We start from the raw sequence: 12,120 nt of genomic DNA, 5'->3' as shown, positions 1-12,120 counted from the left end.
GCTGTTTTTGGTCCTGAGACGTACTTAGCCAACATCACCGGTTCCTTTCTGTCAGCCAGTCGCGTGGGCGATCCCGCCCTTGACTGGGGTGGGTGGGCGCTGGGTGCCGAGAGCGAGCGGGGTCCTGCAGTGCGCCGCATCAGCGGCAGAAAGTGAGTGTATCAAACGATATTGGAACTGATGGACGGTTCCATGCACTCCTCGCTTACCCCAAACCTTGAAAAAGGAGGGCGACCATAGCATGCGAGGACAGCCACGTAGGAGGAAGTCACCAATCCTCCGGGTGGGTTAGTGCAAGACGTGTATGGCGAATTTGCGCCGTATCGTCGGCAAAGATGAGTGCAGCAAAGGCTGTCGGGATTATCGGAATATCTCGTGTACATCCAACTGATCCTTGCCGCAAGGCTTGAATCCCGAAAGGGAGAGGGGAGTGTAGCATGTTGGAGAAAAAGGCAACGTAGTAGGTAGTCATCAATCCTGTGAGTTGTCAGTACAAGGCGTGTATTGGTCAAAGATCGATTTCTTGAACCTCAGTTCCTATGGTCTTCCATACAGACGCTAGCGAAAGATGGCCGAAGCGCTAGACCAGAAGGTAGAACAGTACGCTTTGACTACTGCTCTATCCGATTCTTCTGGCATACCCTTCATACGAGGGTTACAGGGACGAACGAGGGGCCTGGAGCACGCTCCATTCTCACTTTGCTGGAAATGCGGGATCATCTAAACAGGAGGTATCTCCTGCATGATGACGGAGTTGCCGTAGTAGTGCGCCTTTGTGTCACAAATGTCTCTCTTACCCGTCGGGGTAAGCTCACTAGAGCAAGGTGAGTAACACAGCGACTTACTCGCTCTCGTACGAGAGTGGGGACACCTTCACCCGAAAGACGTGAGGGGAAAATAGCATGTCGTGTAAAATGCTGGTGAAGCTCCAGTCCCAGGAGTCAGAGGTCAGCAAGTGAAGCTGTATATGGTGAAGTCTTGATTGGCTAAATCCAAGTCACGGCGGAAATGCCGCAGCCCACAGGAACGGGATAATCGCCTGTGTCCAACGTGCAGAGGAACGGTACTATTTTCGCTGCAAGCTCTCGTTGGAGCCAGCCCTCACGGAGAGGGAAATGACGAAATGGGCACCTACGTACAGACTGAGACATTTGATGGAACTGAGGGATTGCCTAAACTCCGTAAGGAGCAAGGTAACGGAGCGACCATAGGAGTTTCCCCATGTGGGAGACAAAGGGTCGCAGGAGGCCAGACTCAAAAGTGGCGGTTGACATGGATATGTCATAAGACCGCTATGGGAGTGGTGTTGAAAAGACACGGGCCTCTGGAGAGCTTAATGCATCGAAAGGGTGCACGTTAAGTTCGGAGGGGAGGGGTTGATGCTCCCGAGTAATCGGGACTTGGCCTCTTACCCTACCCCAAGGTAGACCTGTAATGGTGTCCGCAGCTTGGCCTCACAAAGAAGTGAATCCAGGACCGACAGAGGGATAAATGAGAAGTAATCCTCATGAAACCTGGCCTGTTTGGGGGGGAAGGGCAACAGTGTACTAGGCTTCAAATCAACCGAAAGCGAGGGTGTGCTGATGCTACCCGCTACAGTCATTAGGAGGTTAGAAGCACTTGGAGCAATCTCTCAGCAGGGAAAACGCCTCAATGGTCTTTTCCGTCTGATGGAGAACCCCATTCTGTGGTACGAAGCCTACGCCAACATCTACGCAAATGATGGGGCAACGACGCCAGGAGTAGGAAAGGTGACGCTGGATGGCTTCTCTGAAGAAAGAATTGCTTCAATCATCACACGGTTGAAGAACGGAACCTACCGTTTCAAACCAACTCGTCGTGTCTATGTGCCAAAGAAAAACGGCAAGCAACGACCTCTCGGTATATCTTCAGGGGACGACAAACTCGTCCAAGAAGTGGTGAGGATCATTCTGGAACGAATCTATGAACCCATCTTTGAAACGAGTTCACACGGCTTCCGCCCAGGACGATCTCCTCATACTGCTCTCCAACAAATTGGGCAGGAATGGACAGCGGTCAAATGGATCATTGATATGGATATCCGAAGTTACTTCGATACCATGAATCATGACCTCTTGTTGAGCTTTCTGAAAAAGAAAATTGAAGATCACCGCTTTCTACGCCTCATCAAAGCCATGCTTGATGCTGGCTACTTGGAGGAATGGACCTACCATGAAACCTACAGCGGCGTGCCTCAAGGCTCGATTGCCTCGCCAATTTTGGCGAACATCTACCTGCACGAATTCGATCTATTCATGAAAGGCATGAAAGAACGGTTCAACACAGGGGCAAAACGTAAGCTGAACAAGAACTATCTTGTCCACTCATATACCCTTCGTCGTCTGAGCAGGACATGGAATAACCTGAAGAGAAAGGGGGCGAGTAAGAAAGAACTGCGAGAGGTCCGGCAAGAAATCAAGCGCGTCCAGCAACAACGACGAAAATTACCAAGTGGGGACCCATTTGATCGTGACTACAAGCGGCTCCACTACTGCCGTTACGCAGACGACGTGCGCCATTTAACCGGCTGCTAGATCCCTCTCCCAGAGAGGAGAAGTTTGGAGGAAATGACTTCTGGGTCACCCAACCTACCTGGAGATGAAAGTCGAAAGGGAAAGGAGCATGTTGGGAAAGCGGAAAAGGCGTGAAGACGCTGAAGCCTTGTTCTGCAAGACCCGCCTGATATGGTGAAACCTACACTGGCTGAACCGCAGCTTCCAGCGATGAAAGCGTACATTCCCCGATTACAGCGTCTGTTGCGGGGTCATCCTCATCGGGTGTCAAAGTCGTCGGCACCTTAACCCTCCAGAGGATGAGCGGTGGAGAACGACTCCACTCAAGGGAGCGAACACGGCACCTACGTCAGGCTCGATACGTCTAGCAATCAGGGAACTTGGGATGGCCTACCCCGCGAGAGCGGCACGGTCACGGAACCATCGTAGTAGTCCGCGCAAGGGAATACGTAACCTTGTACATGGCGAAGGATGGTAGGTGTTTTCGATACTCACCACCAGAAAGGTACGCGAGATGCGAGATGCCGATCAGATATTGAGTATCATCCATGAACGCGGTAAACAAGGATTGCCGCTGGAACGAGTCTATCGACTGTTGTTCAATCCTGCTTTGTACCTTAAAGCCTACGGAAAGATCTACAGGAACGATGGTGCCCTCACAGCAGGAACCACGGAAGAAACCGCTGACGGAATGTCCATGTCCAAAATTGAAGCCATCATTGAAGCCCTGCGATATGAGCGCTACAAGTGGACACCTGTACGCCGCATTTACATCGAGAAGCGACGCTCGAAGAAATTACGGCCACTCGGACTCCCCGCCTGGTCAGACAAACTGCTACAAGAAGTGATGCGGTTAATCCTCTCCGCATACTACGAGCCTCAGTTTAGCCCAACTTCCTACGGATTTCGCCCAGGACGAGGTTGCCATACTGCTCTCAATGAGATCTACCACAAGTGGATAGGCACAAAGTGGCTGGTAGAAGGCGATATTGCTCAGTGCTTTGACGCACTTGACCATACGGTCATGATGGCAATCTTGGGGGAGAAAATCCACGATGGTCGTCTTCTTCGGCTCATCGAAATGCTCCTGCAAGCTGGCTACCTGGAGGAATGGTGCTATCACGCCACCTACAGTGGCAGTCCACAGGGTGGTATTCTGAGTCCGCTACTAGCCAACGTCTATTTAGACAAATTGGACAAATTTGCCGAACACACTCTCCTTCCAAAGTACACACGAGGAACGGTACGAAGAGAAAATCCTCCCTACACCTCTCTGAAGCTTCGAGCTTCATGTCGGAGAAGATCAGGCCAAACGGAAGAAGCAGAACGGCTCCGCCGACAAATGCAACAGATTCCCGCACTTGATCCAACCGATCCAAGCTACAGACGCATTCGGTATGCAAGGTATGCGGATGATTGGCTCATCGGTTTTAGCGGTCCACGAGAAGAAGCTGAAGAAATTAAGCAGCAGATCGGAGAATTTTTGCGCGAAACACTCAAGCTCCAACTCTCCGAGACCAAAACGCTTATTACCCATGCGCAAACGGAAGCTGCCCAATTCTTGGGCTATCAGATCGTGATGTGCAAAAACGACCAGAAGCATGACTGGCGTGGACACCGAAGTCTCAACGGTCAAATTGGCCTCAGAGCGCCCATGCACGTCATCCAAGAGAAATGTCAGGAGTATTTGCAGCACGGAAAACCCGTTTCCCGAAAAGAACGAACAGAGGATACCGTCTACAGTATCATCTCTCAGTATCAACAGGAATACAGGGGATTGGCAGAATACTACCAACTAGCGGGAAACCGCTATCAACTCAATCGACTCAAATGGGTGATGGAGCGATCACTGGTGGCAACACTCGCGCAAAAGCTGCGCATTACGGTCTCTCAAGTCTATGACCGCTACCAAACCACCGTCGAGACGCCACATGGTCCCAGAAAAGCGCTACAAGTGACTGTAGAACGAGAAGGGAAACAGCCACTGATAGCACGATGGGGGGGAATTTCTCTGGCTCGAAACATGAAAGCAATCCTTGAAGACTCCCTACCCTGGACGTGGGGACAACGATCAGAACTGGAAAAACGGCTTTTGGCCAATGTCTGTGAACTCTGTGGTTCTCAGATGCAGGTAGAAGTCCATCACATCCGGGCTTTGAAAGACCTCCAACCCAAGGGACAGCGAGAACGACCACGATGGATGTATATCATGGCAGCACGGCGGCGAAAAACCCTGATCGTTTGTCGCAAATGCCATGAAGACATCCATGCTGGACGAGCTAATGGACAGCGCATACGGACTTGAAAACACTGGAGAGCCACGTGCTACGGAAACGGGCATGCGTGGTTCGGCGGGGGGCCGGGGGAAAAGGGCTATGTATGTAGCACCTCGCCTGCGGCCTACCCGACTATGTGATCGGTATCATCGGCTCATGGGCCGATGCCGAAAAGATCAGGGAAGAGGTTAAACGGTATATCCAGGACACCTTGAAACTGACCATTGCGGAAGACAAATCACATATTCGTCACAGCAAAGAAGGGGTAACGTTCGTTGGATACTGGATAAAAACCTACTCCGGCGATCGTATTGTGAAAGTAAGGCGTGGCTCACGCCATACTACATTCAAATCGGTGTCGGAAAGGCTCCAACTCCATATTCCACCTGGCAAACTTCAACGATTCTGTGAAAGCAGGAGATATGGCAACTACCGCACAAATCAAGCGCTTCACAGACCAGAACTGTTGATGCTGAGCGACGCAGAGATCATTCTTGCCTACAATGGGGAATTGAGGGGATTAGCGAACTACTACTCCTTAGCCCAAAATAGGAAACGAGAAATGAACAGACTCCCCTATCTATGGAGAGGGAGTCTGTTCAAAACGCTAGCACATAAACACAAGACAAGCGTGATGAAAATCATGAAGCAACTGAAAACGGAAGATGGACATGTTCTCACCGTACATGGAGAAAAGAAGACTCGGACGATTCGAGTGTTCCGACTCAAAGACCTCAAGCCTCCACGGTCAAGTGGCCAGAGCCTTGATTTGGCTCCCAACACATTTGCACTCACGCTCTGTCGTTCGGAGTTGATCCGACGGCTAAACACGCAGATCTGCGAATACTGCGAGACAACGCAAGGTCCATTTGAGGTCCACCATGTTAGAAAACTCAAGGACGTTGCTAAAGGGAAAGAAATGTGGCAGAAAATGATGATCGCGCGACAAAGGAAAACATTAGTTCTCTGCTGCCGATGTCATCACCTCCTGCACGCAGGAACACTCCCTGACAGAGAGCACCCCAAAGCGCAAGTACATGGAGAGCCGTGTGCGGTGACAAGCCGCACGCACGGTTCGGGGTGGGGGGCACGGGCGACCCAGTAATGGGCGACCGGCCCCTACTCCACGCTAGACTGCGTCAATCCCAGTCCTACTGGTTTTCACCCGTGACCCCAACGGAAGGTGGCTGTGCGCCGTTTCGGCGATCATGAGATAGCCTCAGAGAGGCAGGAGGTTGAGAGCGAGAGACCTTTTAGGACAGCCGACCTACCTGGAGAGGAAACTCAAAGGGGAAAAGAGCATATCGGCAAAGCAGGGAAGCGCGAAGGTATGTAGCGTAGTCGTACCTGCAAGTCCTGTGCGTATGGTGAAGCCTGCATTGGTTCAACCCAAATTCCCAACGGCGATTTCCGCGCCCATCGCAGCATACCTGAGGCGGTGACACCACAATAGGCACCGAGTAGCTACGGGTGCGCTAACGCTCTCTGTGGTGAGTGACTCACAATGAGTGAGTAGAAGGGGATGAGTTGGGCACCTAGAGCGCACTAGCACGTCTCATGAGCGTAAATACGGGATCACCTAAGGGACGCGAGTCCTACGGTGACGGAGTGTCCATAGTAGCCAAATGCCTGGGGTAATGCCTGGGACAAGACGAAGGGACACAGGGAGTACAAAGGGAAAGAAGGAACGCTCGCGTAATGCAGTAGAGCACCTTCTCGAACGAATGGAAACTGGAGAGCCGTGTGCACTGAAAGGCGCAAGCACGGTTCGGGGGAGGGCGTGCGACACGAAGCCGTATGAATAGCTGTGAGATTTGAATGAACAGAATCTCACCTGGGGTTCTGCCCTCAGTACCCTACCAAGACATGCGGTTGGAGTAATCCGGCGGTGTGAAGCTCTTGGGACAATGGATGCCTCGCTTGCAAAAGTGGTAATGAACCCGCGAGGAGTTCACTACGACTGCTAGCATCAAAGCGGTCGGGAACTAGGGTTGGATCGTATGGTTAACAGATGTGAACTGCCTAAAACGTCGTCACCGAAAACAAGCCAAAGATGCTGACAGGCTTGAGCCAAAAGGCAGTGTGGATCGGTCCAGGGTGTGCCCCTTTACCCTGGCGCAGACGCTGTATCCACCGGCGCAGAGGCAGAACCTACTCGATCCGGGTATGCATACGGAACGTGGTAAACCCGTAGTCCTCCCGAAAGGGACAGCCAACCGCAAGGACGGCCTATGGGAATGCGGGCAAAGGAAAACGGAGAAAGCGAAAGCCGCCTGCAATGGGGTGGATAGGGATTACGTCGAGAGACAACATGATCCCGCGCGAAAGCGAGCAGACTTCCGTTTGGTCTTTCTTGACGAGAAAACTTGACGAACAGACACAGGAGGCAAAGCAGATGACAGCGAACATGTTTGCTGGTGCAGCTTCCCACAGCGAGATGAAATGGCACCAGATCAATTGGTCAGCCGTTCACCGCAATGTGCGTCGGCTCCAAGCGCGTATCGTCAAGGCAACACAGGAAGGCAAACGGGGCAAGGTGAAAGCCCTGCAACGCTTGTTAACCCACTCGTTCAGTGGCAAAGCGCTTGCCGTCAGACGAGTGACGGAAAACCAAGGCAAGAACACTCCTGGAGTAGACAAAGACATCTGGAATACTCCAGAAAAGAAGGCAAAAGCCATACAATCGCTCAAGCAACGAGGCTATCATCCTCAACCGCTGAAGCGGGTGTATATCCCAAAAAGCAACAACCAACTGAGACCCCTCTCCATTCCGTGTATGTCGGATAGGGCCATGCAAGTGCTCTACTTGTTGGCGCTTAGTCCTATTGCCGAAACAACAGGAGATCGGAACTCATATGGGTTTCGACCAGAGAGGTCCACAGCCGATGCCATCGAACAGTGCTTCACTGTGCTGAGCCACAAGTATTCAGCACAGTGGGTGCTCGAAGGAGACATCAAGGCGTGCTTTGACGGAGTCAGCCATTCATGGTTAGAGGCTCACATCCCGATGGAGAAGAGCATCCTCCACAAGTGGCTGAAGGCGGGCTACATCGATCAACAGGTCTTCCACCGGACAGAAGAAGGTACCCCTCAGGGGGGCCCAATTTCACCCGTGCTGGCTAATCTAGCCCTTGATGGACTAGAAAGCAAGCTACGGGCACTCTATCCAGGAGATCGCCAAAGCCGAAAGGCGAAGGTGAATCTGATACGATTTGCGGATGACTTTGTGGTGACAGGGAGTTCAAAGGAACTGTTAGAGCACGAAGTCAAACCTCTTGTGGAACAATTCATGAGGGAACGAGGGTTGAGACTCTCTGAGGAGAAAACCCTCGTGACGCATATTGAAGACGGCTTCGACTTTCTCGGACAACATGTACGTAAGTATCATGGGAAGCTGATCATCAAACCAGCCAAGAAGAACGTGAAAGCGTTCCTGGAAAAGGTCCGGAAGGTCGTGAAAGATCACCGGGGAACCACAGCTGGGCAGTTGATCCTGTTGCTCAACCCCCTTATTCGAGGATGGGCAAGGTATTACCAGCATGTGGTCAGCAAAGAAATCTTTCAAGATGTGGACAATGCCATCTTTGAGATGTTATGGCAATGGGCCAGAAAAAGACACAACAACAAACCGCGACGATGGATCAAGGAGAAGTATTTCCATGACCATGAAGGACGGCATTGGGTCTTTTCAGGCATGGTGATTGGGCGAAACGGCATGTGGGAAACGGTTCGACTGTTCCGCGCTGCCCAAACACCCATCAAGCGGCACATAAAAATCCAGGGAGAGGCGAATCCCTTCGATCCCGCGTGGGAGGTGTATTTCGAGAAGCGCCTTGGCGTGAAAATGGAAAGCACCCTCAGGGGAAAGAGGCAATTACTCATGCTCTGGAAAAACCAGAAGGGGCTTTGTCCTCGCTGTCACCAACGGATCACCAAACTGACAGGGTGGCACAACCACCATCAAGTCTGGCGATCAAAAGGAGGCGGGGATCAGCTCGAAAACCGGGTGCTGCTCCATCCAACGTGCCATCAACAACTCCACAGCCAAGGGAATACCGAGGTGGAGCCGTGTCCTGAACAGGGCATTTGAAAGGCTTGAGCTGCTTGAGGGGGAACTCTCACGAGCAGTTCTGAGGGGAGGGGACGATGGCAACATCGTCTCCTTACCCGACGGTCGGAAAAGGACTGGCAGAGATACCACCAGGAAGGCTCCTGGCAGGTCAAAGCAATAAGCAGTACCTCGCTGGCCGCCTATCCTACACAAACGTTGGGTCCAGCATCTAAGGACGTAGAATGCAGATGCGCCCTTATCCATCGATGTTGGCAGACCCTTTCTACGAGGGCAATACAGGACGAACAGGACGCCTGGAGCACGTCGGATCTCACTCTGCTGAAAATGCGGGATGCCCTAAACAGGGAGCAATCCCTGCATGGGTACGGAATTTCCGTAGTACCCAAGGTGGGCCTGTAATGGGTTCCGCAGATCGCAACACGGGTAGCCTCGTGGATGCGATACGGGCAAGAGGATAAGTGAATAGTAATAGTCACGAAACCTCCGCTGCCTGGGGGAAGGGAAAGAGTTTACGTTGCTGATAATAAACCGAAAGCGAGGATGTGCTGATGCTATCCGCTACAGTGATTAGGAGATTAGAAGCGCTTGGAAACATCTCGAAACAGGGAAAGTGCTTGAATGGATTGTTTCGTCTTCTGGAAGATCAAATATTGTGGCATGAAGCCTATGCAAACATTTACGCCAACAAGGGTGCTCTCACCCCCGGAGTAGATGAAGTCACATTGGATGGTTTCTCAGAAGAACGAGTTGCAACCATCATCAAACAACTCAAAAACGGATCATACCAGTTCAAGCCTGTCAGAAGAGTCCTCATTCCAAAAAAGAATGGCAAGAAACGCCCACTCGGTATCTCTTCTGGAAACGACAAATTGATCCAGGAAGTGGTCAGGATCATCCTGGAACGGATCTACGAGCCAACCTTTGAGGATAGCTCACATGGGTTCCGGCCAAAGAGATCCCCCCACACGGCCCTGGAACAAATCAGCGAGCACTGGGGATCGATCAAATGGATCGTAGACATGGATATCCGCGATTACTTCAACACGATCAATCAGGAGCTCCTGGTTGATCTGCTCAAGAAGAAAATCGATGATACCCGCTTTTTACGCCTCATTCAGGCCATGCTCGACGCTGGCTATTTAGAGGACTGGACGTACCATACGACCTACAGCGGTGTACCACAAGGTTCTATTGGTGCGCTACGAAGCATACAGCAGTAATCTTCACGAAAGGAGAAATCCAATTGACGAAGTAGCATCTCCCCCAAGATGCTAAGGCTAATCTGGCAGGCAGGGGACAATGAGCATCAACTTGTCTGAAGCCCAGAAAACACGGGACGAAATACTGGCACTCCGTTACAGTATGAGGTCTCTAGCCTGAGATTCGCTATGGCTACGCAAGGAACTCTTGTTTGAAGCGTCCTCACCTTGAACACACTGAAAATAACGGAGATGGTGTGAGACAGCAGGTAATTGAGGTATGAATTGGCCTGGATGAAACGGTCTATCGATTGGGACCAAACCGCTCTAGCTACAGGGGTTTAAGCTATCGGCTGTTGTCGCGGGTACTGGGTGTGTACCTGACGGGCGTAAAGAGAGAGCCTACGGCGAGACGCAACACGTACTGCTGTGTGAACGTAGGAAACGCGATGATCGATCTGAGACGACGAAAGGTCGAACGTTGACCCAGACTGGATTAGCTGCGATTGAAGTGATCATCGCGTGGCGGAGTGGCCGTAGTAGTCGGAGCCGGAAAACAGTCCGGCACAGGGCGAAGGGCCACAGTCATTGTACAAGGAAACGACACGGGTACGAGAGGACTAAAATGTATGTCCGATATCATCAAAACCCAACGTAGCCTTGCCCTAAAACGGGGATCACAAACGATTGCAATGAGGGAAAGCCGGATGATGCGAAAGTATCCAGTCCGGTTTGGCGAGAGGAGTAGAGAAACACGCTCATTGAGAGATGAGAAGGTGCGCTCCGCTCCTACTCGACTCTCTCCCATCCTTGCAAATGTCTATCTCCACGAACTGGACCTCTTCATGAAAGGATTGAAGAGACGGTTTGATCGGGGAAAGAAACGCGGGAAAAACTTGCTGTACTATCGCTATTCAGACAGAATTAAACGGCTCCGGGCAAAATGGGATAGGCTGAAGGGAAAGGAGGGAGGAGAGCAAGACCTTCAGACCATCCAAGAGGAAATTCGGCAACTCGACCAACTGAGAAAACAGATCCCCAGTGGGGACCCGTTCGACGCGGGATACAAACGACTGTTCTATTGTCGCTTCGCAGATGATTTCTGCATTGGTATCATCGGTTCACACGCCGATGCAGAAAACGTCAGGCAAGAGGTCAAAGCCTTCATTGAAGGAACCCTCAAACTGGCTATCGCAGAGGAAAAATCCCACATCTGCCACAGTAAACAAGGAACCATCTTTGTTGGGTATGAAGTGAAGACCTACTCAGGAGACCGCGTTATCAAGGTGAAACGTGGCTCGCGCCATACCACCTACAAATCGATGTCTGAGCAACTTCAACTCCATATCCCCGCCGGAAAACTTCAGAAGTTCTGTACCTCAAAAGGGTATGGAAACTATGAAGCGATAAAAGCTATCCATAAGAACAAATGGATAACACTCAGTGACGCCGAAATCATTCTTGCTTACAACGGAGAACTCCGGGGCTTGGCGAACTACTACGCTCTTGCTTGCAATGTCAAACAAGAGCTACATCGACTCGCTCTGATCTGGCGAGCAAGCCTCTTTAAGACCCTGGCTTGCAAACACAAATCAGGGATGAGCGCTATTGCCAAGCGACTCAAAACAGAGGACGGCTATGTCCTTACCGTTCCCGGAGAAAAGAAGACTCGCTCCATCAGAGTTTTTCGTCTTAAGGATCTCAAAGCGCCATTTCCCAACGACCCTCGACTTGATGTTTCACCCAATATTTTCGTGTGGACGCTCAGCCATTCGGAGATTATCAAACGGCTGAACAAAAAGCAGTGTGAATATTGTGAAACTACAGCAGGACCATTTGAGATCCATCACATACGAAAAATGAAAGATGTTGCGAAAGGAAAAGCTTTCTGGCAGCAGTTGATGGCGGCTCGCAACAGGAAAACGCTGGTCCTCTGCCGATCTTGCCATCAACGACTCCATCAGGGAACCCTTCCTGATAAAGGATTTTTCAAGAAACACGTAAAGGGCGAGCCGGATACTTGAAAACGAGCACGTCCG

General features: G+C 51.3%; 8 protein-coding genes. All 8 read left to right on the top strand.

Features of this window, described 5'->3' with window-relative positions; all coding sequences use genetic code 11:
• Window positions 1-1,583: 1,583 nt before the first annotated feature.
• The 8 genes from KTE_RS20290 (at window position 1,584) to KTE_RS20255 (ending at window position 12,105) form a co-directional block, all read left to right on the top strand.
• Window positions 1,584-2,555 carry a reverse transcriptase domain-containing protein gene (locus KTE_RS20290; protein ID WP_236600672.1) on the top strand — a complete coding sequence of 324 codons (972 nt, stop codon included), beginning with the start codon at window positions 1,584-1,586 and terminating at the stop codon, window positions 2,553-2,555.
• 493 nt (window positions 2,556-3,048) lie between these two features.
• Window positions 3,049-4,839, top strand: a complete 1,791-nt coding sequence (locus KTE_RS20285) for a reverse transcriptase/maturase family protein (RefSeq protein ID WP_201387146.1) — start codon at window positions 3,049-3,051, stop codon at window positions 4,837-4,839.
• Between the two features lie 107 nt (window positions 4,840-4,946).
• Window positions 4,947-5,915, top strand: coding sequence for a group II intron reverse transcriptase/maturase (locus KTE_RS49655; RefSeq protein WP_201384021.1), 969 nt, complete (start codon window positions 4,947-4,949; stop codon window positions 5,913-5,915).
• Between the two features lie 908 nt (window positions 5,916-6,823).
• The gene (locus KTE_RS20275) at window positions 6,824-7,180 is read left to right on the top strand and encodes a hypothetical protein (RefSeq protein WP_201383773.1); all 357 of its coding nucleotides are present in this window, start codon (window positions 6,824-6,826) and stop codon (window positions 7,178-7,180) included.
• A 25-nt stretch (window positions 7,181-7,205) separates the two neighbouring features.
• Complete coding sequence (gene ltrA / locus KTE_RS20270) at window positions 7,206-8,900, top strand: group II intron reverse transcriptase/maturase (RefSeq protein WP_201383771.1); 1,695 nt, start codon at window positions 7,206-7,208, stop codon at window positions 8,898-8,900.
• A gap of 56 nt (window positions 8,901-8,956) precedes the next feature.
• A complete protein-coding gene (locus KTE_RS20265) occupies window positions 8,957-9,094 on the top strand; it encodes a hypothetical protein (RefSeq protein ID WP_201384019.1) in 138 nt (45 codons plus the stop codon).
• A 402-nt stretch (window positions 9,095-9,496) separates the two neighbouring features.
• The gene (locus tag KTE_RS20260; protein WP_201384017.1) at window positions 9,497-10,102 is read left to right on the top strand and encodes a reverse transcriptase domain-containing protein; all 606 of its coding nucleotides are present in this window, start codon (window positions 9,497-9,499) and stop codon (window positions 10,100-10,102) included.
• 824 nt (window positions 10,103-10,926) lie between these two features.
• Window positions 10,927-12,105 carry a group II intron reverse transcriptase/maturase gene (locus tag KTE_RS20255; RefSeq protein ID WP_201384014.1) on the top strand — a complete coding sequence of 393 codons (1,179 nt, stop codon included), beginning with the start codon at window positions 10,927-10,929 and terminating at the stop codon, window positions 12,103-12,105.
• Window positions 12,106-12,120: the final 15 nt, after the last annotated feature.

Source organism: Ktedonobacter sp. SOSP1-85 (assembly GCF_016587415.1).
Taxonomy (GTDB): Bacteria; Chloroflexota; Ktedonobacteria; order Ktedonobacterales; family Ktedonobacteraceae; genus Ktedonobacter.
Note: the sequence above shows the minus strand (reverse complement) of the source record. Positions and strands in the feature narration are given on the sequence as shown.

What these genes read in the sequence shown, in the direction of transcription:
- KTE_RS20290 (WP_236600672.1), top strand. Translation starts at nt 1,584, where the DNA reads ATGCTACCCGCTACAGTCATTAGGAGGTTAGAAGCACTTGGAGCAATC.
- KTE_RS20285 (WP_201387146.1), top strand. Translation starts at nt 3,049, where the DNA reads ATGCGAGATGCCGATCAGATATTGAGTATCATCCATGAACGCGGTAAA.
- ltrA (WP_201383771.1), top strand. Translation starts at nt 7,206, where the DNA reads ATGACAGCGAACATGTTTGCTGGTGCAGCTTCCCACAGCGAGATGAAA.
- KTE_RS20265 (WP_201384019.1), top strand. Translation starts at nt 8,957, where the DNA reads ATGGCAACATCGTCTCCTTACCCGACGGTCGGAAAAGGACTGGCAGAG.
- KTE_RS20255 (WP_201384014.1), top strand. Translation starts at nt 10,927, where the DNA reads ATGAAAGGATTGAAGAGACGGTTTGATCGGGGAAAGAAACGCGGGAAA.